The 23295-nt window shown below is 63.8% G+C and carries 22 protein-coding genes; 10 read left to right on the plus strand and 12 right to left on the minus strand.

Features of this window, described 5'->3' with window-relative positions; translation table 11 throughout:
* Positions 1-8: 8 nt before the first annotated feature.
* The 3 genes from DJ563_RS26115 to pcaC are packed head-to-tail and all read left to right on the plus strand — an operon-like array spanning position 9 to position 2579.
* A complete protein-coding gene (locus DJ563_RS26115) occupies positions 9-1373 on the plus strand; it encodes a 3-carboxy-cis,cis-muconate cycloisomerase (RefSeq protein WP_274099301.1) in 1365 nt (454 codons plus the stop codon).
* A gap of 11 nt (positions 1374-1384) precedes the next feature.
* On the plus strand, positions 1385-2176 hold the full coding sequence (gene pcaD / locus DJ563_RS26120) for a 3-oxoadipate enol-lactonase (protein WP_274099302.1): 792 nt from the start codon (positions 1385-1387) through the stop codon (positions 2174-2176).
* A gap of 10 nt (positions 2177-2186) precedes the next feature.
* The gene (gene pcaC / locus DJ563_RS26125) at positions 2187-2579 is read left to right on the plus strand and encodes a 4-carboxymuconolactone decarboxylase (protein ID WP_047583944.1); all 393 of its coding nucleotides are present in this window, start codon (positions 2187-2189) and stop codon (positions 2577-2579) included.
* 139 nt (positions 2580-2718) lie between these two features.
* Here pcaC and DJ563_RS26130 read toward each other — a convergent pair whose 3' ends face one another.
* The 6 genes from DJ563_RS26130 to ttgA all read right to left on the minus strand — a co-directional run bounded on the left by DJ563_RS26130 (position 2719) and on the right by ttgA (position 11644).
* On the minus strand, positions 2719-3231 hold the full coding sequence (locus tag DJ563_RS26130; protein ID WP_274099303.1) for a DUF962 domain-containing protein: 513 nt from the start codon (positions 3229-3231) through the stop codon (positions 2719-2721).
* A gap of 75 nt (positions 3232-3306) precedes the next feature.
* The gene (locus DJ563_RS26135; RefSeq protein WP_047583969.1) at positions 3307-4230 is read right to left on the minus strand and encodes a LysR family transcriptional regulator; all 924 of its coding nucleotides are present in this window, start codon (positions 4228-4230) and stop codon (positions 3307-3309) included.
* A gap of 139 nt (positions 4231-4369) precedes the next feature.
* A complete protein-coding gene (locus DJ563_RS26140) occupies positions 4370-5623 on the minus strand; it encodes an OprD family porin (protein ID WP_434518569.1) in 1254 nt (417 codons plus the stop codon).
* A 256-nt stretch (positions 5624-5879) separates the two neighbouring features.
* On the minus strand, positions 5880-7337 hold the full coding sequence (locus DJ563_RS26145) for an AdeC/AdeK/OprM family multidrug efflux complex outer membrane factor (protein WP_274099304.1): 1458 nt from the start codon (positions 7335-7337) through the stop codon (positions 5880-5882).
* Positions 7334-10486 (minus strand): multidrug efflux RND transporter permease subunit TtgB, encoded by a 3153-nt coding sequence (gene ttgB / locus DJ563_RS26150; protein WP_274099305.1) that lies wholly within the window; start codon positions 10484-10486, stop codon positions 7334-7336. The genes DJ563_RS26145 and ttgB overlap by 4 nt, the downstream gene beginning before the upstream one ends.
* 3 nt (positions 10487-10489) lie before the next feature.
* A complete protein-coding gene (gene ttgA, locus DJ563_RS26155; RefSeq protein ID WP_033702753.1) occupies positions 10490-11644 on the minus strand; it encodes a toluene efflux RND transporter periplasmic adaptor subunit TtgA in 1155 nt (384 codons plus the stop codon).
* Positions 11645-11899: 255 nt separating this feature from the next.
* Between ttgA and ttgR the strand changes: the two genes are divergently transcribed.
* Positions 11900-12532, plus strand: a complete 633-nt coding sequence (gene ttgR / locus DJ563_RS26160) for an efflux transport transcriptional regulator TtgR (RefSeq protein WP_033702752.1) — start codon at positions 11900-11902, stop codon at positions 12530-12532.
* Between the two features lie 84 nt (positions 12533-12616).
* Here the strand turns inward: ttgR and DJ563_RS26165 are convergent, their stop codons facing one another.
* A complete protein-coding gene (locus tag DJ563_RS26165; RefSeq protein WP_186659607.1) occupies positions 12617-14068 on the minus strand; it encodes an MDR family MFS transporter in 1452 nt (483 codons plus the stop codon).
* A 347-nt stretch (positions 14069-14415) separates the two neighbouring features.
* Here DJ563_RS26165 and DJ563_RS26170 point away from each other — a divergent pair, with 347 nt between their 5' ends.
* Positions 14416-15285 carry an isocitrate lyase/PEP mutase family protein gene (locus DJ563_RS26170; RefSeq protein WP_033702750.1) on the plus strand — a complete coding sequence of 290 codons (870 nt, stop codon included), beginning with the start codon at positions 14416-14418 and terminating at the stop codon, positions 15283-15285.
* A gap of 19 nt (positions 15286-15304) precedes the next feature.
* On the opposite strand, the gene DJ563_RS26175 is transcribed toward DJ563_RS26170, so the two are convergent.
* Both DJ563_RS26175 and DJ563_RS26180 read right to left on the minus strand, forming a co-directional pair.
* On the minus strand, positions 15305-15478 hold the full coding sequence (locus DJ563_RS26175; protein ID WP_167334470.1) for a hypothetical protein: 174 nt from the start codon (positions 15476-15478) through the stop codon (positions 15305-15307).
* 68 nt (positions 15479-15546) lie between these two features.
* The gene (locus tag DJ563_RS26180; protein ID WP_274099307.1) at positions 15547-16455 is read right to left on the minus strand and encodes a LysR family transcriptional regulator; all 909 of its coding nucleotides are present in this window, start codon (positions 16453-16455) and stop codon (positions 15547-15549) included.
* A gap of 103 nt (positions 16456-16558) precedes the next feature.
* Here DJ563_RS26180 and DJ563_RS26185 point away from each other — a divergent pair, with 103 nt between their 5' ends.
* Both DJ563_RS26185 and DJ563_RS26190 read left to right on the plus strand, forming a co-directional pair.
* Positions 16559-17434: an MBL fold metallo-hydrolase gene (locus DJ563_RS26185; protein WP_258714074.1), complete on the plus strand. Its 876-nt coding sequence runs from the start codon at positions 16559-16561 to the stop codon at positions 17432-17434.
* 27 nt (positions 17435-17461) lie between these two features.
* Positions 17462-18076 (plus strand): NAD(P)-dependent oxidoreductase, encoded by a 615-nt coding sequence (locus DJ563_RS26190; RefSeq protein ID WP_434518570.1) that lies wholly within the window; start codon positions 17462-17464, stop codon positions 18074-18076.
* A gap of 128 nt (positions 18077-18204) precedes the next feature.
* On the opposite strand, the gene DJ563_RS26195 is transcribed toward DJ563_RS26190, so the two are convergent.
* Positions 18205-19089 (minus strand): LysR substrate-binding domain-containing protein, encoded by an 885-nt coding sequence (locus DJ563_RS26195; RefSeq protein ID WP_033702746.1) that lies wholly within the window; start codon positions 19087-19089, stop codon positions 18205-18207.
* A gap of 114 nt (positions 19090-19203) precedes the next feature.
* Here DJ563_RS26195 and DJ563_RS26200 point away from each other — a divergent pair, with 114 nt between their 5' ends.
* Entirely contained in the window at positions 19204-20841 is a 1638-nt protein-coding gene (locus DJ563_RS26200) for a 5-guanidino-2-oxopentanoate decarboxylase (protein WP_434518571.1), read from the plus strand.
* Between the two features lie 49 nt (positions 20842-20890).
* On the opposite strand, the gene DJ563_RS26205 is transcribed toward DJ563_RS26200, so the two are convergent.
* Positions 20891-21811, minus strand: a complete 921-nt coding sequence (locus DJ563_RS26205) for an AraC family transcriptional regulator (RefSeq protein ID WP_033702744.1) — start codon at positions 21809-21811, stop codon at positions 20891-20893.
* A 200-nt stretch (positions 21812-22011) separates the two neighbouring features.
* Between DJ563_RS26205 and DJ563_RS26210 the strand changes: the two genes are divergently transcribed.
* Together DJ563_RS26210 and DJ563_RS26215 are read left to right on the plus strand one after the other, a co-directional pair.
* Positions 22012-22305, plus strand: a complete 294-nt coding sequence (locus DJ563_RS26210; RefSeq protein WP_033702743.1) for a putative quinol monooxygenase — start codon at positions 22012-22014, stop codon at positions 22303-22305.
* Between the two features lie 22 nt (positions 22306-22327).
* Positions 22328-22594, plus strand: a complete 267-nt coding sequence (locus DJ563_RS26215) for a hypothetical protein (protein WP_434518572.1) — start codon at positions 22328-22330, stop codon at positions 22592-22594.
* On the opposite strand, the gene DJ563_RS26220 is transcribed toward DJ563_RS26215, so the two are convergent.
* The gene (locus DJ563_RS26220) at positions 22595-23206 is read right to left on the minus strand and encodes a flavin reductase family protein (protein WP_274098011.1); all 612 of its coding nucleotides are present in this window, start codon (positions 23204-23206) and stop codon (positions 22595-22597) included.
* Positions 23207-23295: the final 89 nt, after the last annotated feature.

The raw sequence follows: 23295 nt of genomic DNA on the forward strand, positions 1-23295 counted from the left end.
GACCTGCAATGACGTACCGTGCGGACAACCAGCTGTTCGATGCCTACTTCACCGCGCCGGCCATGCGCGAGATCTTCTCCGACCGTGGCCGCCTGCAGGGCATGCTCGATTTCGAAGCTGCCCTGGCCCGCGCCGAAGCGGCCGCCGGGCTGGTGCCGCACAGCGCGGTGGCGGCCATCGAGGCCGCCTGCAAGGCCGAGCGCTACGACACCCGCGCCCTGGCCGATGCCATCGCCAGCGCTGGCAACTCGGCCATCCCACTGGTGAAGGCGCTGGGCAAGGTGATCGCCAGCGGCGTACCCGAGGCCGAGCGCTATGTGCACCTGGGCGCCACCAGCCAGGACGCGATGGACACCGGGCTGGTGCTGCAGTTGCGCGATGCCCTCGACCTGATCGAAGCGGACCTGGGCCAACTGGCCGAGACCCTGTCGCGCCAGGCCTTGCAGCATGCCGATACGCCCCTGGTGGGGCGCACCTGGCTACAGCATGCCACACCGGTCACCCTGGGCATGAAGCTGGCCGGTGTACTGGGCGCGTTGACCCGCCATCGCCAACGCCTGCAGGAACTGCGCCCGCGCCTGCTGTGCCTGCAATTCGGCGGTGCTTCGGGCAGCCTGGCGGCATTGGGCAGCAAGGCCATGCCGGTAGCCGAGGGCTTGGCCGAGCAGCTCAAGCTGAATTTGCCTGAGCAGCCTTGGCACACCCAGCGCGACCGCCTGGTGGAATTTGCCTCGGTATTGGGCCTGATCGCCGGCAGCCTGGGCAAATTCGGCCGCGATATCAGCCTGCTGATGCAGACCGAGGCGGGCGAGGTGTTCGAGCCTTCCGCGCCGGGCAAAGGTGGCTCGTCGACGATGCCGCACAAGCGCAACCCGGTGGGCGCCGCCGTGCTGATCGGTGCCGCCACCCGTGTGCCTGGCCTGCTGTCGACGCTGTTTGCCGCCATGCCTCAAGAACATGAACGCAGCCTCGGCCTGTGGCATGCCGAATGGGAAACCCTGCCGGATATCTGCTGCCTGGTGTCCGGCGCCCTGCACCAGGCCCAGGTGATCGCCGAAGGCATGCAGGTGGACGCCGAGCGCATGCGCCGCAACCTCGACCTGACCCAGGGCCTGGTGCTGGCCGAAGCCGTCAGCATCGTCCTGGCCCAGCGCCTGGGCCGTGACCGCGCCCACCATCTGCTCGAGCAGTGCTGCCAGCGTGCCGTCGCCGAGCAGCGCCACCTGCGCGCGGTGCTTGGTGACGAGCCGCACGTCAGCGCCGAACTGTCGGCGGAAGAACTCGATCGTTTGCTCGACCCTGCCCATTACCTCGGCCAGGCCCGCGTCTGGGTGGCGCGCGCCGTGGCTGAACATCAACGTTTCACTGCCTGAAGGAGACTGCTGTGGCGCATTTGCAACTGGCCGATGGCGTACTGAACTATCAAATCGATGGCCCGGCGGATGCTCCGGTGCTGGTGTTGTCCAACTCACTGGGTACCGACCTGGGTATGTGGGACACGCAGATTCCGTTGTGGAGCGAGCACTTGCGCGTGTTGCGTTATGACACCCGCGGCCATGGCGCCTCGCTGGTCACCGCAGGCCCTTACAGCATCGAGCAATTGGGCCGCGATGTGCTTGCCCTGCTCGATGGCCTGGACATCCAGAAAGCGCACTTCGTCGGGCTGTCGATGGGCGGCCTGATCGGCCAGTGGCTGGGGATCAACGCAGGCGAGCGCCTGCACAGCCTTACCCTGTGCAACACCGCGGCCAAGATCGGCAGTGACGAGGTCTGGAACCCGCGCATCGACACCGTGCTCAAGGGCGGCCAGCAGGCCATGGTCGAGCTGCGCGATGCCTCCATTGCGCGCTGGTTTACCCCAGGCTTCGCCCAGACGCAGCCCGAGCAGGCCCAGCGTATCTGCCAGATGCTGGCGCAGACCACGCCTGAGGGCTATGCAGCCAACTGCGCTGCGGTGCGCGACGCCGACTACCGCGAGCACGTGCAGCGCATCCAGGTGCCGACCTTGATCGTCGCCGGTACCGAAGACGTGGTGACCACCCCTGAGCATGGCCGCTTCATGCAGGCTGCCATCCAGGGCGCCGACTATGTCGACTTCCCGGCTGCGCACCTGTCCAACGTCGAGATTGGCGAGCGCTTCAGCCGCCGAGTGCTCGACTTCCTGCTGGCTCACTGAGGATAACGCCATGGATGAGAAACAACGCTACGACGCAGGCATGCAGGTGCGCCGCGCGGTGCTTGGCGATGCGCACGTGGACCGCAGCCTGGAGAAGCTCAACGACTTCAATGGCGAGTTCCAGGAGATGATCACCCGCCATGCCTGGGGGGATATCTGGACCCGCCCCGGCCTGCCGCGTCACACCCGCAGCCTGATCACCATTGCCATGCTGATCGGCATGAACCGCAACGACGAGCTCAAGCTGCACCTGCGGGCCGCTGCCAACAACGGCGTGACCCGCGACGAGATCAAGGAAGTGCTGATGCAGAGCGCGATCTACTGCGGCATCCCGGCGGCCAATGCCACCTTCCACCTGGCGGAATCGGTGTGGGATGAGCTGGGCGTCGAGTCACGCTCTTAAGCCCCACGGGCTCTTGGTAGGAGCGGCCTTGCCGGGGCGCCGGACCGGTCGGAAAGGGGCGCGCAGCGGCCCCGGATATGTGCGGCGACGCTGAAATCGAGGGGCCGCTGCGCAGCCCTTTCGCGACGCAAGGCCGCTCCTACGACGACCGCAGGGCCACTGGGCCGGCATTGGCCTCCACGGCTTGCTTGAGCGCCGGGCACAACCCCAGCATGAATGCCGCTTCCGCCACCACGAACAGCGGCCCGATGATCAGCCCGCTGATATCGTCGACGAACGCCGGCTTGCGGCCTTCGTAATAGTGGCCGACGAACTGGATGATCCAGCCCACCACGAATGCCCCCAACCCCGCACCGAGCCACAGCCCGGTGCTTTGCATCGCCAGTACCTGGCCAAGCCACAGGCACAGCCCCAGCAGCAGCCCCATGACCAGCCCGAAGCGCAGGTCCAGGCGCAGGTAGAACCACACCGAAGCCGCCGCCGCCAGCAGGGCAGGGGATAGCCAGATACCGGCAACGTCCCAGCCTGGGCGCGACAGCAGGATGGTCACGGCCAGCACGATCAGTGGGATGCCAAGGAAATGGGTGGCGATGTTGCGTGGGTCGCGGTGGTAGTTGGCGTATTGGCTCAGGTGTTCGACGAGGTTTTTCATTGTTGTGCCTCCCTGGTTTGCCGGTACAGGCCCCCATATAGCTCAGGATAGCCCGCACGCACCATCTTCATCAGTTCAGCGAATGGCGGCACTGCGCAGGGGCGCATCCAGCCCCACCAGCGTCTCGATCATGGCCCGCGCCGCAGGCGACAAGCGATAGCCGCTGCGGCTGACCACGCCACAGCGCACGCTGAGCACTTCCAGTGCCGGCGGCAGGTTGCGCCAGTGCAGGCGCACCAGGCGCCCGGCAGCCAGGTCTTCGGCAACGGCTTCCTCGCTGGCGGTGCCGATCGCATCACTGGCCTGCACTACGCTGCGCAACACCGCCAGGTGCTCGGTCTGCAGGTGTGGGGTGAAGTCGCTGCGCCCGCTCAGGTTGGCCAGGCGCTTGCGCACGCCAGGTGCAAGCAGGGCGCTGGCCAGCGGGTAGGTGAACAGGTCGTTGGTCGACAGGCTGTCCTTGGCCAGCAAGGGGTGGCCGGGGCGGCAGAAGAACAGGCCGGGCCGTGGCGACAGTGGCTCGGTGTGGAAGTTGGGGTCGGCCTCGAAGGGGCGGATATCGTCGACGAAGAACTCGATCTGCTCACGGCGCAGTGCCTGGCCGAGGCGCTCGGCATTGTCCACCAGCAACGCGGTGCGGATCCCCGGGTGGCTGTCGATGAAGTGGCGCAAGGCTTCGGGGACCAGGCGCACAGCCAGTGCCGGGCCGCTGCCAAAGTGCAACTCGCCGGCATCGAGCTTGGTCATCTGCAGCACTTCGTTGCTCAGTTGCGCGGCACCTTGTACCAGGCGGCGGGCGTGCTGCAGTACCACCAAGCCTTCAGGGGTGGGCGGCAGCGCTTTGCTGGCACGGTCGACCAAGGGGCAGCCAAAGGTTTGTTCCAAGCCCTGGATGGCGCGGCTGAAGGCAGGCTGGGTGATGCCCATGGCCTCGGCGGCGCGGACGAAACTGCGATACTCGTTGAGTGCAATGAAATAGCGCAGTTGACGAAGGTCCATGGTGAGGCTCTAGGGCGGGGAACAGACGTCGATTTAAGCGGTTACAGCATATGTCGTCAACGATGCGTTATTTTGTTAGTTATTCTTTTTGGTTATTTAAACCCTCGTCACGGGTTTGACCGCGACGAGGGTAGCCAGATCACAGCAGATTCAACGGGTAACTCACAATCAGCCGGTTCTCATCGAACGCATTGGTGCTGAAGTCCCGGCGCATGGTGGAGTTGCGCCATTTCACCGACAGGTCCTTGAACGACCCCGACTGCACCACGTAGGCCAGCTCGGTCTCCCGTGCCCATTCCTTGCCATCGTCGACGCCACCCGCCGTCACGTTGTCACCCTTGATATAGCGGTTCATCAAGGTCAGCCCCGGTACCCCGACGGTGGCGAAGTTGAAGTCATGGCGCACCTGCCAGGAACGCTCCTTGGCATTGTCGAAGCTGGCGTTGTAGCTGTCGTTGGCCAAGGTGCCACCGCTGGTGCCATTGACCCGCAGCCATGCGTCATCGCCACTGACCTTTTGCAGGCCGACGTAGAAGGTATGGCCCTGGTAGCGTGCCGAAAGCAGTGCCGAGGCGGTGCGGTTATCCAGTTCTCCGGCGCGCTCGGCGCCGTCTTCCTTGCCGATGAAGTAGCCGAGGTTGGCGCCCAGGGTCCAGTCGCCCAGTGGCTGGCTGTGTACCAGGTTGAGGTACTGCTGGCGGTAGATGTCCTTGAGCTGGGCATCCCACAGGCCAATCATCGTGCGCTTGTCGTTGAAGGTGTATTCACCACCGCCGAAGTTGAAGCGGTCCGAGGTGAACGCTGCACGGCCATTGAGCGACATGTCTTCCATGCTGGCGTCGTTGCGCGGGCTATTGCCGCGGAACTGGCCGGCATACAGGGTCAGGCCGTCGATTTCCTTGGAGGTGAGCTGGCCGCCGCGGAAGGTCTGTGGCAGCGAGCGGCCATCGTCCGAACGCAGGATCGGCAGCACTGGCATCCATTCGCCGACCTTCAGTTCGGTCTGCGAGAGCTTGGCTTTCAGGGCCACGCCCAGGCGGCCGAAATCGTCTGCGGGGCGGCCGTCGTCGTGCACCGGCAACAGGTGGGTGTTGGTGGTGCCTCTGCCGCCATCGAGCTTGACCGAGTACATGCCCAACACATCCACGCCGAAACCCACGGTGCCCTGGGTGAAGCCGGAGCGGGCATCGAGGATGAAGCTCTGGGTCCATTCCTCGGCCTTGCTCTGGGGGTGGGCCGGGTCGACGAAGTTGCGGTTGATGTAGAAGTTGCGCAGGTTGAGGATGGCCTTGGCGTCTTCCATGAAGCCGCCGTCCGCAGCAAACGCGGGGAGGGTGCAGGACATGGCCAACAGGCCGGGCAGCAGCTGGCGTGCGGTATGCGAAGTGCTCATCTGTCGTGGATCTCTTGTTTTTATGGTCGAGCCGTTGCGCTGCAGGATGCGGCCTGCAGGTGCGGGTCTTTGATGAACGTGGGCAACGTTGCGTGAGCGGATGGTGCGGGGAAGGGAAGGGGCGAGGCAATTCGTCGCAGACGGTATGGGGCGATAATCGAACGGAATGTTCCAGGTGGTTAATTATTTTCCTGCGCAGGCAGCGACAACAAAAAGCCCACCGCGAGGGGTGGGCTTGATGTTGCTACAAGGGCATTCAGCCTTTCGGTGTTGCCACCGAAGCCTGCTGATTGGCCTGCTGCCCGGTCTGCTCGTACCAGCCGCCGCCGAGCGCCTTGTACAGGTTGACCTCACTGGTCAGCTGCGACAGGCGATCACCGATCAGTGCCTGTTGGGCGCTGAACAGGTTACGTTGGGCGTCGAGGAAGGTCAGGTTGCTGTCGATACCGATACGGTAGCGACGCTCGGCCAGGCGGTAGTAGTCCTGGTTCGCCTGCACCAGGTCACGCTGGGCCTGCAACTGCTCTTCGAAGGTCTTGCGCGCCGCCAGGCCATCGGAGACTTCCTGGAAGGCGGTCTGGATGGTCTTCTCGTACTTGGCGACGTTGATGTCCTTCTGGATCTTCGAGTAGTCCAGGCTGGCCTTCAGGCTGCCGGCGTTGAAGATCGGCAGGTTGATCTGCGGCTGGAACAACCAGGTGCCCGAACCGCCTTTGAACAGGCCGTCCATGTCGGTACTCAAGGTGCCGGCGTTGGCGGTCAGGCTGATGCTCGGGAAGAACGCTGCACGGGCCGCGCCGATGTTGGCGTTGGCGGCCTTGAGCAGGTGCTCTGCTTCCTGGATGTCCGGGCGACGCTGGAGGATATCCGACGGCAGGCCGGCCGGTACTTCGGCCAGTTGGTCGGCGTTCAGCTCCAGCGGCTGGGGCAGGTTGGCCGGTACGCCGGTACCCAGCAGCACGGTCAGGCTGTTGAGGTCCTGGGCAACCAGGCGCTGGTACTGCGAGTACTTGACCCGCGCGCCTTCCACGGCGGTGCGTGCCTGGCTGAGGTCGAGCGCCGAGGCGACACCGACTTCATTGCTGCGACGGGTCAGGTTGTAGCTTTCCTGGTAGGTCTTCAGGGTGTCTTCGGTCAGCTTGAACAGCGCCTGATCCGCCTGCCAGGTGTAGTAGGCGTTGGCCACGCTGGCCACCAGGGCGATCTGCGTGGAGCGCCGTGCCTGTTCACTGGACAGGTAGGTTTCCAGCGCTTGCTCGCTCAGGCTGCGCACACGGCCGAACAGGTCCAGCTCATAGGCACTGACGCCGAGAGTGGCCGAGTACTGGCTGGTGATACCGGCTTGGCCGGTCTGTGACATGTCTGCCGGTACCCGCTGGCGGCTGCCGCTGCCAGTGGCCGAAACCGCCGGGAACAGGTCGGCCCGCTGGATGCGGTACTGCGCGCGGTAGGCGTCGATGTTGAGCGCCGCGACACGCAGGTCGCGGTTGTTCACCAGCGAGGTCTGGATCAGCTGCTGCAGCGCCGGGTCGTGGAAGAACTGGCGCCAGCCCTGTTCGGCGGCGGCAACGTCTGCCGACTGGGTCGGCGAGTACGCAGGGCCTTGCGGCCACTGCGCTGCCACCGGCGCTTCCGGGGTCTGGTAATCAGGGATCAGCGAGCAACCGCCAAGAATGAAAGCGGTTACCGCCAGGGACAACAAAGACTTGGTCATTGCCCAGCCTCATAACGTGGAGTTTCAGGGGTGTCGTCTTTTTTCGGCTCTTTGCTGCCGAACATCGACGACACTGCGACGAAGAATAGCGGTACCCAGAAGATTGCCAACACGGTCGCACTGATCATGCCGCCGATCACACCGGTGCCGATCGCATGCTGGCTGCCGGCGCCTGCGCCGCTGGCGATGGTCAACGGTACCACGCCGAGGATGAACGCCAGCGAGGTCATGATGATCGGGCGCAGACGCATGCGGCACGCCTCGATCGCCGCGTCGTACAGGCTGCGGCCCTGCTCGTGCAGCTCTTTGGCGAACTCGACGATCAGGATCGCGTTCTTCGCCGCCAGGCCGATGGTGGTCAACAGGCCGACCAGGAAGTACACGTCGTTGGACAAACCGCGCAGGCTGGTGGCGATCAGCGCACCGATGATACCCAGCGGTACCACCAGCACGACCGCGATCGGGATCGACCAGCTTTCGTACAGCGCTGCCAGGCACAGGAACACGAACAGAATCGAGAGGGCGAACAGTGCCGGCATCTGCGAGCCGGAGAGTTTTTCCTCGTAGGACATGCCCGTCCAGGAGAAGCCGATACCATCCGGCAGCTCGCCAGCGATGCGTTCCACTTCGGCCATGGCCTCACCGGTGCTGTAGCCCGGCGCTGGTGCACCGAGGATTTCCATCGCCTCGACGCCGTTGTAACGGGACAGCTTCGGCGAGCCGTAGGTCCATTCGCCTTTGGCGAAGGAAGAGAACGGCACCATCTCGCCCTTGCCGTTGCGCACGTACCACTTCTGCAGGTCTTCCGGGCTCATCCGGGCATTCGGTTCACCCTGGATGTACACCTTCTTGACCCGGCCACGGTCGATGAAGTCGTTGACGTAGCTGGCACCCAAGGCAATCGACAGGGTGTTGTTGATGTCGGCGATGGTCACGCCCAGGGCGCTGGCACGTTCGTCATCAATGGTCAGCTGGTACTGCGGTTCATCGTTCAGGCCGTTAGGGCGCACGGCACTGAGTACCTTGCTCTGTGCAGCCTTGGCCAGGAACTGGTTGCGTGCTTCCATGAGTTTTGCATGGCCGACACCGCCGCGGTCCTGGAGGAACACGTCGAAGCCGGTGGCGTTACCCAGTTCGAGTACCGCAGGCGGGGCGAAGGCGAACACCATCGCATCGCGGAAGGTGAAGAAGTGCTGCTGGGCACGCTGGGCCAGGGCGAACACACTGTTCTCCTGGGAGCGTTCGCCCCACGGCTTGAGCATGATGAATGCCATGCCCGAGCTTTGGCCGCGGCCGGCAAAGTTGAAGCCGTTGACGGTGAACACCGACGCCACGGTATCGGCTTCGTCCTTGAGCAGGTACTCACGCATCTGGTCGACCACCACCTGGGTGCGTTCGGCACTGGAGCCTGCCGGGGTCTGCACCTGGGCAAACAGCACGCCCTGGTCTTCTTCAGGCAGGAACGCCGTCGGGATGCGGGCGAACAGCCAGATCATGCCAACCACGATCAGTGCGTAGCCCAGCAGGAACGGCACCTTGTTGCGCAGGATGGTGCCCACGCTGCGCTCGTAGCCGTTTACGCTGCGGTCGAAGTTGCGGTTGAACCAGCCGAAGAAACCACCTTTGGCGGTGTGGTGCTCGCCCTTCTTCAGCGGCTTGAGCATGGTTGCGCACAGTGCCGGGGTGAAGACCAGCGCCACCAGCACCGACAGGCCCATGGCCGATACGATGGTGATGGAGAACTGGCGGTAGATCACCCCAGTGGAACCGCCGAAGAAGGCCATGGGCAGCAGTACCGCCGACAACACCAGGGCGATACCCACCAGGGCACCCTGGATCTGCTCCATGGAACGCTTGGTGGCTTCCTTGGGCGGCAAGCCCTCCTCGGACATCACCCGCTCGACGTTCTCCACCACGACGATGGCGTCGTCCACCAGCAAGCCGATGGCCAGGACCATGGCGAACATGGTCAGGGTGTTGATGCTGAAGCCCGCAGCGGCAAGGATGCCGAAGGTACCCAGCAACACCACCGGTACGGTCATGGTGGTGATGATGGTGGCGCGGAAGTTCTGCAGGAACAGGTACATCACCAGGAACACCAGAACCACGGCTTCGATCAGGGTGTGGATCACCCCACTGATCGATTCGGTGACCACTGGCGTGGTGTCATACGGGAACACGGCCTTCACGCCCGGCGGGAAGAACGGCTCAAGGTCGTTGATGGTCTGGCGCAGCGCCTTGGCAGTGTCCAGGGCGTTGGCGCCGGTGGCCAGCTTGACCGCCAGGCCCGAAGCCGGTTTGCCGTTGAACTGGGCACTGACCGCGTAGTTCTCGCCGCCCAGGCCAACCTCGGCGACATCACCCAGGCGTACCTGGGAGCCGTCGTTGTTGACCTTGAGCAGGATCTTTTCGAACTGCTCGGCGGTCTGCAGACGGGTCTTGCCGATGATGGTGGCGTTCAGCTGGGTGCCCGGCAGGGCAGGCAAGCCGCCGAGCTGACCGGACGATACCTGCACGTTCTGCGCAGCGACCGCAGTCTTCACGTCGACCGGGGTCAGCTGGAACTTGTTCAGCTTGGCCGGATCAAGCCAGATACGCATTGCGTACTGGGCACCGAATACCTGGAAGTCACCCACGCCGGCGGTCCGCGAAACCGGGTCCTGCATGTTCGAGACGATGTAGTTGGCCAAGTCGTCCTTGGTCATGCTGCCATCTTCGGACACCAGGCCGATCACCAGCAGGAAGTTCTTCACTGCCTTGGTGACACGGATACCCTGTTGCTGCACTTCCTGCGGCAACAGCGGGGTGGCCAGGTTCAGCTTGTTCTGAACCTGAACCTGCGCAGTGTCGGCGTTGGTGCCTTGCTCGAAGGTGGCGGTGATGGTCATGCTGCCGTCGGAGTTACTTTCCGAAGACACATAACGCAGGTTGTCGATACCGTTGAGCTGCTGCTCGATGACCTGCACCACGGTGTCCTGCACCGTCTGCGCCGAGGCGCCCGGGTAGGTCACGGCGATGGCGATGGCCGGTGGCGCGATGCTCGGGTACTGGTTGATCGGCAACTTCAGGATCGACAGGGCCCCGACCAGCATGATCACCAAGGCGATCACCCAGGCGAAGATCGGGCGATCGATAAAGAACTTCGACATGGTTTACTCCGCTTTGGCGTCTGCTTTCGCCGCGTTGGCCTGATCAGGGCTGGCCGGCTTGTTGACGTTGGTGGCTTCGCTGACCTTGACCTCGACGCCCGGACGCACATATTGCAGCCCTTCGGTGATCAGGCGGTCGCCCGGGTTCAGGCCTTCCTCGATCAGCCAGTCACTGCCCAGGGTACGGCTGGCCTTGAGCTGGCGCAGTTCGACCTTGTTTTCCTGGTTGACCACCAGTGCGGTCGGCGCGCCCTTGAGGTCGCGGGTCACGCCCTGCTGTGGGGCCAGGATGGCGTTGGCGTTGACCCCGGCGCGCAGGCGGGCATGCACGAACATGCCTGGCAACAGGGTGTGGTCGGGGTTCGGGAAGATCGCACGCAGGGTCACCGAGCCGGTGGTCTCGTCGACCGAGACTTCGGAGAACTCCAGGCGGCCTTGCTGCTTGAACAGGCTGCCGTCTTCGAGCACCAGCTGCACCGAGGCGGCGTTTTCGCCGGCCTTTTGCAACTGGCCGCTTTCCAGGTCACGGCGCAGCTTGAGCAGCTCGGCGGTGGACTGGGTGACGTCGACGTAGACCGGGTCGAGTTGCTGGATGGTGGCCATGGCATTGGTCTGGCCATTGCTTACCAGCGCGCCTTCGGTAAACGCGGAACGGCCGATGCGGCCGCTGATCGGGGCCAGGACCTTGGTGTAGCGCAGGTCGATCTGGGCACTTTTCAGCGCAGCCTCTGCCTGCAATCGTTTGGCATTGGCGTCGTCGTATTCCTGCTTGGACACAGCCTGTTCATCGATCAGCTGCTTGTAGCGCTCGGCCAGCGAACGGGTGGCCTGCAGGTTGGCCTGGGCATTGGCCAGGTTGGCCTCGTAGACGGCAGGGTCGATCTGGTACAGCTGCTGGCCTTCCTTGACGTCGCTGCCTTCCTTGAAGAGGCGCTTGAGAATGATGCCATTGACCTGTGGTCGCACTTCGGCAACCCGGTAGGCACTGGTGCGCCCCGGCAATTCCGAGGTCAGGGTGAAGGCTTGCGGCTGAATGGTCACGACGCCGACCTGAGGAGCCTGCGCGGCAGGCGCTGCTTCCTCTTTCTTGCAGCCACTGAGCAGAGTTGCGAGGGCGACGGCGGAAACCAGAGCGGTAACGGCTGGCTTGAATTGCATGAGGATCCTCGGGGCGCTGGAGCAGGAGACGCTCAAGAGTAATGGAAGAGTCTGATTCAGAAAAATGCTATCCGGTGGATAAATAGCTTGCTAAGGAATATACTTACATTCATGGTTGTTTGTAAATACCGCTGCGCAGTACTTGGTGACTGCCGCAGCCCTTGATTAGCCCATTCGGGAGACGCCCTGCAGAGGCGACCCCGGCGGTTTCCCCGAGCGCGCCGTGCGCTCGGGCCCAGATGAGGTTGTACTGCCATGGTCCGTAGAACCAAAGAAGAAGCCCAGGAAACCCGCGCCCAGATCATCGAGGCGGCGGAAAAGGCCTTCTACAAGCGCGGGGTTGCGCGAACCACCTTGGCCGACATCGCCGAACTGGCGGGCGTCACCCGAGGTGCGATCTACTGGCACTTCAACAACAAGGCCGAACTGGTGCAGGCGTTGCTCGACAGCCTGCATGAAGCCCATGACCACCTTGCACGCGCGAGTGAAAGCGAGGATGAACTGGACCCGCTGGGTTGCATGCGCAAGCTGCTGCTGCAAGTGTTCAACGAGCTGGTGCTTGATGCCCGAACCCGGCGTATCAATGAAATCCTGCATCACAAGTGTGAGTTCACCGATGACATGTGTGAAATTCGCCAGCAGCGCCAGAGCACGGTGCTGGATTGCCACAAGGGCATTGCCCTGGCGCTTGCCAATGCCGCGCGCCGGGGCCAGTTGCCTGTCGAGTTGGATGTCGAGCGCGCGGCGGTGGCCATGTTTGCCTATGTCGATGGCCTGATCGGGCGCTGGTTATTGCTGCCGGACAGTTTCGATCTGCTGCGTGATGTTGAGAAATGGGTCGACACCGGGCTGGATATGCTGCGCTTGAGCCCAGCGCTGCGCAAATGACACTTTGTTAAGGATTGTGAGGGAGTGTTGCCCCATTGTATTAACGGGGCATTAAAGGCGGGGTCGCGCTGCGGCCCCGCTTTATTAGTGCCCGCGCAATTGCCGGTCCGGCAACGCCAGCGCCGCCACCAACCCCAGCAGTGCAACCACACCACTGCCCATCAACAAATGCTTGAACGTCTCCAACAACCTTGCCTGGGTCAGTGGGTCAGCCTCGCCTGCCTTAAGGCTGCCCAGCAGGGGGTTGCCAAGCAGCTCGAACCCACCCTGATGCAGCAACGCCAGCAGCAGGCTGGACATGCACGCCACCCCCATGGCCCCCCCAAGCGAGCGGAACAGGTTGGTGGTGCTGGTGGCAACACCGATGTCCTTGCTGGCCACCGCGCTTTGCGTGCCCACCAGCGACGTCGGAAACTGCAGCCCGCAGGCAATGCCGGTCAGCAACATGAACACGGCGCTGAGCAGCGCCGACTGCGGCGGTGTCATGGCCATGGCGAAGATAGCCACCGGCATCAGCAGCGCGCCGGTGAGTATCTGCGGTTTGTAGCGCCCGGTGAGGCTGGTCATGCGGCCGCCGGTGAAGGCCCCCATCGGCAGGCCCATGGCCAGTGGCAGCAGGTGCAATGCCGCGCTGTCGGCACCTGCACCGGTGATGCCCTGGTAGCGCAACGGCATGAGCATGGTCAGGGAAATCGACTGGAAACTGGCGAAAAAGATCACCCCCCAGCACAGCACGGCGACGCGGTTGCCGAACAGGTCGAGGGGCAGCAGCGGCTCCGGGCAGCGCCGTTCATGGCCAATGAACAGCGCCAGGCCAAGCACCGCGCAGGCGAACAGCGCCAGTACGGATGGCGCTGCCCAGGCGTGGCCCTGGCCGACCAGGGTAATGCCCAGCAGCAGGCTACCCAGGCCAACAATCAGCAACACGGCGCCGAGGTAATCGACCTGGGCCTCGCGGCGCTTGACCGGCATGTCGCGCAGTGCCCGATGGATCGCCCACAACGCGACCATTCCCAGTGGCAGGTTGATCCAGAACACCCAGCGCCAGGACAGGTACTCGGTCAGCCAGCCGCCGAGCACCGGCCCGGCGACGCTGGCCACCGCGTACATGCTGCTGAAATAGCCCTGGTAACGGCCACGTTCGCGCGGTGGCACGAAGTCGCCGATGATCGCCTGGCTGACCGACACCATGCCCCCTGCACCGACCCCTTGCAGCACGCGGGCCAGCACCAGTTGCTGCATGTCCTGGGCGAGGGCGCAGGCAATCGACGCCAGGGTGAACAGCGTGATGCCGGTAAGGATCATCCGCCGCCGGCCATACAGGTCACCCAGTTTGCCGTAGATCGGCACCGCCACCGTCATCGCTACCATGTAGCCGGAGATCACCCAGGCGAGCAGGCCAACATCGTTGAATTGTGCGGAAATGGCCGGCAGCGAGACGGCGACGATGGTCTGGTCCAACGCGCCGAGGAAGATGGCCAGCATCAGAGCGGTGAGCACGTTGCGCAACACGGTCGGGGGCAGGGCGGCAGTCACGAAATTACCTTAGGCATGGCAATGAGGCCGATGAATTGTAACCTGACTTAGGTAGCTTCCTATGTACTATCTGCATCCCCTATGCAAGATCGGCATTGGCGCATTCATCCAGTGAGGCATGGCCGCGTGATATCGTGGCTGGACCGCAGGGGCTGTGATCCGTGGCCTGCACCAGCTTGGTGCAGCTAATTGCCGCAGGGTTTTCGTGTCGCTGTATCCCACACCTTTTATTCCTCTGCCTGCATGTCGAGCATGACCGCCCAGATGGCGACGGTTGGAACAGGTCAGGTAGACCCGATTCAGGGGTTGGTAGCAACCGTTCAATTTCACGTTATTGCGGAGTGATCATGCCCAGGGCTTCCCACCAAGATTTGCGTTTTGCCTTCCGCGAGCTGCTCGCTTCAGGTTCCTGTTACCACACAGCGTCCGTGTTCGACCCGATGTCGGCGCGCATTGCCGCTGACCTGGGTTTCGAAGTCGGTATTCTTGGTGGTTCGGTGGCTTCGCTGCAGGTGCTGGCCGCACCGGATTTTGCCTTGATCACGCTCAGCGAGTTCGTCGAGCAGGCCACACGTATTGGCCGTGTGGCGCAACTGCCGGTGCTGGCCGATGCCGACCACGGCTACGGCAACGCGCTGAATGTCATGCGCACGGTCATCGAACTGGAGCGTGCCGGCGTTGCGGCACTGACCATCGAAGATACGCTGCTGCCGGCCCAGTTCGGGCGCAAGTCCACCGATTTGATTCCAGTCGACGAAGGTGTCGGCAAGATTCGCGCGGCGCTTGAAGCACGGGTCGACTCGTCGCTGTCGATCATCGCCCGCACCAACGCCGGTGTGCTGAGCACCGAAGAAATCATCGTGCGCACCCAGAGCTATCAGAAAGCCGGTGCCGACGGGATCTGCATGGTGGGGGTGAAGGATTTCGAGCAGCTTGAGCAGATTGCCGAGCACCTGACCGTGCCGTTGATGCTGGTGACTTACGCCAACCCCAACCTGCGTGATGATGAACGCCTGGCACGCCTGGGCGTGCGCATCGTGGTCGATGGCCATGCGGCGTACTTTGCTGCCATCAAGGCCACCTACGACTGCCTGCGCCTGCAGCGCGGCCAGCAGAACAGGTCCGAGAACCTCAACGCCACCGAACTCTCGCACACCTACACCCAGCCCGAGGATTACATCCGCTGGGCCAAGGAATACATGAGCGTCGAGGAGTGACCGGCAGGGCGCCGTCAGCTCAACGGACGGCGCTCAAGGTTGCACTTTGCGGCACGCAGTGCGCGTGCTGACAATTGGCTGCCGAGCTGGGTTGGTCGCGGAGCAGTTCGACCCGCCAGCAGGCTGAGCCGTAAAGCCCGGCAACGGCAAACAGCGCCATCACCACTGCGAACCTTCTTGTCTTGATGCCCATGGTGCTCACCTCCTGTTACCGCGCCAGGTGATACCGGTAAGCGTAGGCCAATTCGCGGCGCCGTGGGCTTACATCAGGTCCTTGTCCCATTCCGGCTCGTCCCGGAACCGCTGTGCAAGAAAGTCCAGCATGCTGCGCAAGGTCGCCGGCATGTGCTTGCGCGAGGTATACACCGCATTCAGGTTGAGCTCGCGCGGCCGTGCTTCGGGCAGCAGGCGCACCAGTGCGCCCGTGCGCAGCGCAGCGGCAGCCTGGTAGGTTGGCAGCATGGCAATGCCCGCACCGGCCAGTGCCGCCTTTTGCAACGTCATGGCCTCATTGGCACTGATGTTGCCCTCGACCGGGACGGCAATGGCGTGGCCCTGCACCTCGAAATGCCAGAGGCTGTGGCCGAAGTAGGCATGGGTCAGGCAATTGTGCCCACTCAGTTCCTCAACCCGCTGCGGCGTCCCATGTTCGCGCAGGTAGCCCGGTGCCGCGCACACCACCGAGCGGCACACGGTCAGGCGCCGGGCGATCAGGTTCGGGTCCAGATCGTTGCTGGTGCGGATGGCCAGGTCGATGCGCTCATCCACCAGGTTGACCGTGCGATCGAGCATCTGCAGTTCAACCTTCACCCCGGGATAGCGCCGAACATACGCGGCCACGGCATCCACCAGTTGCGCTTGGCCGAATGACGTACTGACGCTGATGCGCAGCGCGCCGCGGGGCGCGTCGTCCGGTTGGCGTACGGCAACCTGCAGGTCGCCGGCAAGTTCCAGCAGTTGGCGGCAGCGGGGCAGTGTTTCCTGGCCAGCGGCGGTCAGGCTCAGCTTGCGCGTGGTGCGCTGCATCAGCCGCGCGCCGACCCACTCCTCGAGTTCTGCCAGGTAGCGTGAAACCACTGGCCGCGACAGCTGCAGGTGATCCGCTGCCGCAGACTGGCTGCCCAAATCGACAACAGTGACAAAAACGCGCATGGCGTTGAGACGGTCCATGATTTGCCCGATTTTAGAAACAAACTATGTTCGAGCATCGCATTTTTTGTCATGGATTTGGCAACTAAGCTGTTGATCATTCTTCTACAGACGGACCGTTGCGATGTCGCTATTCACTCCCTTGCGTGGCCTGTTACTGGCCTGTGTTGCGTTGACCGGCCCGGCCCTGGCCGCCGAGCCGTTGCAGTTGGACGTCTACAACCCTGGGCACGAGGCCATTTTCCCGGTCAGTTCGGTGATTGTCAGCGGCGCCCACGATGCCATCCTGGTCGACGCCCAGTTCGGCAAGGCGCAGGCTGAACAGGTGGTCGAGCGCTTGCGTGCAGGCGGCAAGCGGCTTACCACCATCTACATCAGCCATGGCGACCCGGACTACTACTTCGGCCTCGACACGCTGACCCAGGCGTTCCCCGCCGCCAAGGTGGTAGCCTCGGCGCCCACGGTTGCGCACATTCGCCAGACCATGGACGCAAAGCTGGCCTACTGGGGCCCGCAAATGGGCGCGGACAAACCGGCGCGGCTGGTCGTGCCACAGGTCCTCGCGGGCGATCGCCTGACCCTGGAAGGCCAGACGCTAGAGGTGGTCGGCCTGGACGGGCCGCAGCCTGATCGCAGTTTTGTCTGGATTCCGTCGATCAAGGCAGTCGTCGGCGGCGTGGTGGTTGCGGAGCATATCCACGTGTGGATGGCCGATACCCAGTCGGCCCAGTCGCATGCCGACTGGCTGGGCACGCTCAAGCACATCGAGCAGTTGGCGCCGCGCACCGTTGTGCCCGGCCATTACCTGGGCCAGAGCAGCCGTTCGCTCGCCGCTGTCCGCTTCACGGCCAATTATGTTGAAGCGTTCGATGCCGAAGCCGCCAAGGCGAAAGATGCCGCTACGTTGATCGCGGCGATGAAAAAACGCTACCCCGGCCTGGCTGACGAGAGCTCGCTGGAGCTCGGTGCCAAGGTCGCCAAGGGCGAGATGAAGTGGTAATTCCGTTCAATTGATGGAGTGTTTCCCATGAGCAAGATCGCAATCATTGGTGCCACCGGCCGAGCCGGCAGCCAGTTGCTGGAAGAAGCCCTGCGCCGTGGCCACAGTGTCGTGGCCATTGCCCGCGACCCGTCGCGGCTGCAGGGGCGTGATGGGGTGACGGTCAAGGCGCTGGACGTCAAGGACAGTGCGGCGCTACAAGCGGCTGTCGCCGGTGTGGACGCGGTGTTGAGCGCTGCGCACTTTGCAACTATCGACGCGCACGCGATCATCGAGCCAGTCAAGCGCGCCGGGGTCAGGCGCCTGCTGGTGGTGGGCGGGGCCGGCAGCCTGCTGCTGCCTTCCGGGCACAGGGTGATCGACAGCCCGGACTTCCCCGAGGCCTACAAAGCCGAGGCGAGTGCCGGCGTGCGCTTTCTCGAGGTGCTGCGCCAGGAGCAGAATCTGGACTGGACGTTCCTGTCGCCGTCGGCGGAGTTTGTCGAGGGCGAGCGGAGCGGGCACTACACGCTGGGCAAGGATCATCTGCTGATCGGTGCCGCCGGCAAGAGCTGGATCACCTTTGCCGACTACGCGATTGCCATGCTCGATGAGCTGGAAAAGCCGGCGCATTCGCGGGCGCGGTTTACTGTCGGGTACTGAGCCGCAGCACGGCCTCGTGTAGGAGCGGCCTTGCGTCGCGAAAGGGTCGCGCAGCGGCCCCCTACGTTCTTGCTGGCACCCGAAAACCCGGGGCCGCTGCGCGACCCTTTCGCGACGCAAGGCCGCTCCTACAAGGGATCGCGGTTGGCGCGCGCCTGCAGCCAGTCCATCAGCTCGACCAGGCCGGCAGGCAGGTGCTTGGCCTGGCTGACCAGGTAATAGCCCTTGCCGGTCGTCACCTTCAAGCCAAAAGGCATGCACAGCCGTCCGCCGTGCAGGTCATCGCCGATCAGCGACCAATCGCCAATGGCTACCCCGGTGCCCTGCGACGCCATGGCCATTGCCATGTCCAAGGTCTCGAAATGCTGTTTCGGCCCTTGTGCAGCAAACGTCGCGCCAGCTGCCTGCAGCCATAGCCGCCAGTCGTGCTCGTCACGCGAGGGGTGCAGGAGCATGTGGCGCATCAGGTCGTCGATCTGCGCCAGCGGCAAGGCGCCTTCCAGCAGTGAAGGCGCGCAGACAGGTGTCAGCTGCTCGTCGAACAATTTGCGAACTTGCAGGCCATGGTTCGGCAGGCTGCCGTACACCACCGCCGCATCGAAGCCTTCGCGGCGAAAGTCCACGCCATGCTGCACCGTGGTGGTCAGCTCTACCGGTACGTCGGGGCGCAGCGCCTGCCATTCCATCAGGCGTGGCAGCAGCCAGCGCATGACGCAGGTCGGCGCCTTGAGCTGCAAGGTGGCGCGATGCCCACCCACTTCACGCACGCCTTGTTCGACCAGCGCAAACACCTGCTGCACCCGCGGCAACCAGTCCTGGCCTTCACGCGTCAGGCTCAGGCCGCGGGCCTGGCGCTGGAACAGGGCGTAACCGAGGTGCGCTTCCAGTGCGCCAATCTGCCGGCTGACGGCGCCTTGGGTGATGTGCAACTGCTGCCCCGCACGGGTGAAATTGCAGTGCTGGGCTGTGACCAGGAAGGTGTACAGGGCGGGCAGGGGCGGGAGCCGTTTCATTGCATTAAGCCATGACGTGGGGACATGGCTAGTATGTGTTTTTTTGCATTGTGGCGATAGCGTTGGCTTGGGTCCAATACGGGCAGATTCCAACAAGACTCAAGGTAAAAACACATGGCAACCTGCGGCGAAGTACTGGTCAAACTCCTTGAAGGCTATGGTGTGGACCATGTCTTCGGCATTCCAGGCGTGCATACCGTCGAGCTCTATCGCGGCCTGGCGTCTTCTTCCATTCGTCACATCACCCCGCGCCACGAGCAAGGCGCCGGGTTCATGGCCGACGGATATGCCCGGACCCGGGGCAAACCAGGGGTGTGCTTCATCATCACCGGCCCTGGGATGACCAACATCACCACCGCCATGGGCCAGGCCTATGCCGATTCGATCCCGATGCTGGTGATTTCCAGCGTGCAATCGCGCGATCAACTGGGCGGCGGCCGCGGCAAGCTGCACGAGTTGCCGAACCAGGCTGCATTGGTGTCGGGCGTGGCAGCCTTCTCGCAGACCCTGATGAGCGCCAACGACCTGCCACAGGTACTGGCCCGCGCCTTTGCCGTGTTCGAGGGCGCCCGCCCGCGCCCTGTGCATATCGAGATCCCACTGGACGTGCTGGTCGAGCCAGCCGATCACTTGCTGCCAGGCCGTCCGGTGCGCAGCAGCCGCGCAGGTGCAGCCCCCCAGGCCGTAGCGTTGATGGCCGAGCGCCTGGCCAAGGCCAAGCGCCCGCTGATTCTGGCGGGTGGTGGTGCGTTGAGCGCTGGCGCCCCCTTGGCCCGCCTGGCGGAGCTGCTGCAGGCACCGGTAGCATTGACCATCAATGCCAAGGGGTTGCTGGCATCTGATCACCCGTTGCAAATCGGCTCCACCCAGTCGCTGCCGGCCACGCGGGCGTTGGTGGCCGAGGCGGACGTGGTGCTGGCCATCGGTACCGAACTTGCCGAAACCGACTATGACGTGACCTTCAAGGGCGGCTTCGAGATCCCGGGCAGTCTGCTGCGGATCGACATCGACCCGGACCAGACAGTGCGCAACTACTTGCCCGAGCTGGCGTTGGTCGCCGATGCCGAATTGGCCGCCGAGGCGCTGTGCGCGGCCTTGCAGGGGCAGCCGCTGCCGGCGCGTGACGGTGGCTGGGGGCAGCCGCGCGTGCAGCAGCTGCGCCAGGCCCTGGCGAGCGGCTGGGACCAGCCGACTCTGAGCCAGACGCGCCTGCTGAACAGTATCCTCGAGCGCCTGCCCAACGCCATTCTGGTCGGCGATTCGACCCAGCCGGTGTACTCCGGCAACTTCACGCTGGACATGGACCAGCCGCGCCGTTGGTTCAATGCCTCGACCGGTTACGGCACCCTGGGCTATGCATTGCCAGCGGCGATGGGCGCCTGGCTGGGCAGCGCCGCGCAAATCGCCGAGCGTGCGCCGTCGGTTTGCCTGATCGGCGATGGTGGCTTGCAGTTCACCCTGCCGGAGCTGGCCAGTGCGGTGGAGGCCCAGGTACCACTGATCGTGCTGTTGTGGAACAACCAAGGGTACGAGGAAATCAAGAAGTACATGGTCAATCGCGCCATCGAACCGGTCGGCGTGGATATCCATACCCCGGACTTCATCGGCGTGGCCCGGGCCTTGGGTGCCGAAGCGGAGCATGTGGTTGATGTCGCGCAGTTGCAGGCGGCGTTGGGGCGTGCGGTGGAGCGCAAGGGGCCGACCTTGATCCAGGTTGACCAGAATCAGTGGCAGGCGGCGGTGGTCGCGTAAAAAGCTGCCGGCCTGTACCGACCCTTCGCCGGTACAGGCCGTGCACAACTTACCCGGCCGGGGCCCGCAACCGCGCTACATCGCGAATCGGCGGCGCGCCGTAAAGCCTGCTGTATTCGCGGCTGAACTGCGACGGGCTTTCATACCCTACCCGATAGCCCGCCACTGCGGCTTCAAGCCCGTCATTGAGCATCAACCGCCGTGCCTCTTGCAGGCGCAATTGCTTCTGGTACTGCAGCGGGCTCATGGACGTCACGGCCTTGAACCGATGGTGCAAGGTCGAGGTGCTGAGGTTGACCTCCCGGGCCAGGTCCTCGATGCGCAGCGGCTGCTGAAAGTTCTGGTTGAGCCAGGTAATGGCCTGGCAGACTCGGTGGGTCTGGCTGTTGGCCAAGGCGATCTCATACAGCCGATAGCCCTGCGGGCCACGCAGCAGGCGGTAGAGAATTTCTCGGCGGAACAGCGGCGCCAGCATGGCAATGTCCCGTGGCGAATCCAGCAGGCGGATCAGCCGCAGCAGCGCGTCGAGCAGCTGTGCGTCGGTCCTCTCCACATACAGCCCACGGCCGGACGGCAGGTTGGGCACCAACATCGGCCCACTTTCGGCGATCAGTTGGCTGATTTCGGCCGGGTCCAGGTCCAGTCGCAAGCCCAGGCTGGGGTTTTCGGGGCTGGCATCGAGTTTGGCCGCGCTGATCGGCAAGGTCACCGACACCACCATGTAGTGCAGCGGGTCATAGGCGTACTGCTCGTCACCGAGGAACAGGCTTTTGCTGCCCTGTGCCAGGATGCACAACGCCGGCAACGCCAAGGTAGGCATGGCGCGGATGTTTTCCGTGTAGCGCACTAGATACAGGTCGTCGATGGCCGACACCGTGCCTTGGGGCTCGCCGGCATGGCGGCGGATCAGCTCGGCCAGCTCCTGGCGTTGCACTTCCAGGGACGGCTCGATGGGCGTGGCGGTGGTCATGATGGCTTCCTCTACTGACTGACGCAGCATAGGTTTGGGCAATGGCGGGCGCTAGTCGAAAGCTGCACGGCGATTGCCTGATCCTGCCGTGCTGCAGGATCAGGCAATCGCCGTGCAGTAATAGCCTAACGCGTCGCGCGCGCCAGCCTCTAACCTTGGCAGCCTGGTTTTTCGTCCGCCTGCTTCAAGGAGATCGTGCAATGACCCAACGACAACCGGTCACCCACTTGGCTTTCATTCGTGCCAGCAGCGGACGTTCGGCAGAGCTGGGCGCGCGCCTGCGCGATCTGCTCGAGCCCTCTTTGCGTACACCGGGTTGCCTTAGCTTCACGGTCCAGCGCTCGCAGGCCGACGCCGACCTTTGGTTGCTCAGCGGCAGCTGGCGCGACCAGCAGGCGATGAGCGGCTACTTCGCGTCACCGACCCTGGAGGTGTTCGGTGAACTGGTGCAGGCTCAGGTGGTCAGCAGCCTGGATTTGCATACCTTCGATTGATCGCCGGTGTGTGCAGGTTAGAATGCCGCCCTTGATCAATGGCGCGGAGCGCAGCATGGCACGTAGAGAATTCCCGCAGTTCGAAGCGGTTTCGGCGATGGTCCCGGTGGAAGGGGGTGGCTACAACGCGGCCATTGCGGTGAAAGCGCTTGGCATGGGCGGCGCCCCGCGCTTTCACAAGGTACTGGACGGCCAGGTGTTTAAGGGGGCCATGGCGGCCGACGAGGCCGCCTGCGCCGAACTCGAACGCCTGCAGGGCGTCAGTGATGAGGGCGAGCTGATCTGGTGATCAGTCGCCCACCTGCGGCCTGGCCATCTTGAACAGGTTGCCCAGTTCGAAGTAATCCGCCGGGCCGCCACCACGCAGGATCGGCTCAGCGGCAGCGGTATCGTAGATGCCGTCCTTGAGCAGGTGCTCGGCAATGTGCACCGCCACCACTTCACCCAGGATCAGCCAGCTGGGCACCAGCGCCTGGTCTGCCCGCTGCAGCTGGACAATCTGGCTGACCTTGCACTCGAACGCCACCGGCGTTTCGCTTACGCGGGGCACCTGCACCACACGCGACGGTGCTGGCGTCAGGCCGCTCAACGCGAACTCATCGATGTCTGCCGCTACCGCCGCACAGCTCTGGTTCATCGCCTCGGCCAAAGGCCGGGTCGCCAGGTTCCAGACAAACTCGCCGGTCTGCTCGATGTTGTTCAGGCTGTCTTTGCGCCCGACACTGCAGAAACCGATGATCGGCGGGATGTAGTTGAAGGCGTTGAAAAAACTGTAGGGCGCCAGGTTCAGGCGGCCTTCGCGGTCGTGGGACGAGATCCAGCCAATGGGGCGGGGGCCGACGATGGCGTTGAAGGGGTCGTGGGGCAGGCCGTGGCCTTTGGCAGGTTCGTAGTAATACATCGGTGCTGGGCTTGCTTGCCCTACCTCTTGGGGACGAAGGCCTCTAGTGTGCCAAGCCTGTGCCCGCCTGAAAATGATCAAGCCCGGCC

Origin of the sequence: Pseudomonas sp. NFX1 (genome assembly GCF_051123555.1) — a bacterium.
In the GTDB taxonomy this organism is placed as follows: Bacteria; Pseudomonadota; Gammaproteobacteria; order Pseudomonadales; family Pseudomonadaceae; genus Aquipseudomonas; species Aquipseudomonas capeferrum.

Coding starts and splice junctions, on each gene's coding strand:
- DJ563_RS26200 (WP_434518571.1), top strand. CDS start 19,204: ATGGCAACCTGCGGCGAAGTACTGGTCAAACTCCTTGAAGGCTATGGT.
- DJ563_RS26215 (WP_434518572.1), top strand. CDS start 22,328: ATGCCGCCCTTGATCAATGGCGCGGAGCGCAGCATGGCACGTAGAGAA.
- ttgB (WP_274099305.1), bottom strand. CDS start 10,486: ATGTCGAAGTTCTTTATCGATCGCCCGATCTTCGCCTGGGTGATCGCC.
- DJ563_RS26175 (WP_167334470.1), bottom strand. CDS start 15,478: ATGGGCATCAAGACAAGAAGGTTCGCAGTGGTGATGGCGCTGTTTGCC.
- DJ563_RS26140 (WP_434518569.1), bottom strand. CDS start 5,623: ATGAGCACTTCGCATACCGCACGCCAGCTGCTGCCCGGCCTGTTGGCC.
- DJ563_RS26145 (WP_274099304.1), bottom strand. CDS start 7,337: ATGACCAAGTCTTTGTTGTCCCTGGCGGTAACCGCTTTCATTCTTGGC.
- DJ563_RS26220 (WP_274098011.1), bottom strand. CDS start 23,206: ATGTATTACTACGAACCTGCCAAAGGCCACGGCCTGCCCCACGACCCC.
- pcaC (WP_047583944.1), top strand. CDS start 2,187: ATGGATGAGAAACAACGCTACGACGCAGGCATGCAGGTGCGCCGCGCG.
- DJ563_RS26115 (WP_274099301.1), top strand. CDS start 9: ATGACGTACCGTGCGGACAACCAGCTGTTCGATGCCTACTTCACCGCG.
- DJ563_RS26185 (WP_258714074.1), top strand. CDS start 16,559: ATGTCGCTATTCACTCCCTTGCGTGGCCTGTTACTGGCCTGTGTTGCG.
- DJ563_RS26130 (WP_274099303.1), bottom strand. CDS start 3,231: ATGAAAAACCTCGTCGAACACCTGAGCCAATACGCCAACTACCACCGC.
- DJ563_RS26210 (WP_033702743.1), top strand. CDS start 22,012: ATGACCCAACGACAACCGGTCACCCACTTGGCTTTCATTCGTGCCAGC.
- DJ563_RS26180 (WP_274099307.1), bottom strand. CDS start 16,455: ATGGACCGTCTCAACGCCATGCGCGTTTTTGTCACTGTTGTCGATTTG.
- DJ563_RS26135 (WP_047583969.1), bottom strand. CDS start 4,230: ATGGACCTTCGTCAACTGCGCTATTTCATTGCACTCAACGAGTATCGC.
- ttgR (WP_033702752.1), top strand. CDS start 11,900: ATGGTCCGTAGAACCAAAGAAGAAGCCCAGGAAACCCGCGCCCAGATC.
- DJ563_RS26190 (WP_434518570.1), top strand. CDS start 17,462: ATGAGCAAGATCGCAATCATTGGTGCCACCGGCCGAGCCGGCAGCCAG.
- DJ563_RS26170 (WP_033702750.1), top strand. CDS start 14,416: ATGCCCAGGGCTTCCCACCAAGATTTGCGTTTTGCCTTCCGCGAGCTG.
- DJ563_RS26195 (WP_033702746.1), bottom strand. CDS start 19,089: ATGAAACGGCTCCCGCCCCTGCCCGCCCTGTACACCTTCCTGGTCACA.
- ttgA (WP_033702753.1), bottom strand. CDS start 11,644: ATGCAATTCAAGCCAGCCGTTACCGCTCTGGTTTCCGCCGTCGCCCTC.
- DJ563_RS26205 (WP_033702744.1), bottom strand. CDS start 21,811: ATGACCACCGCCACGCCCATCGAGCCGTCCCTGGAAGTGCAACGCCAG.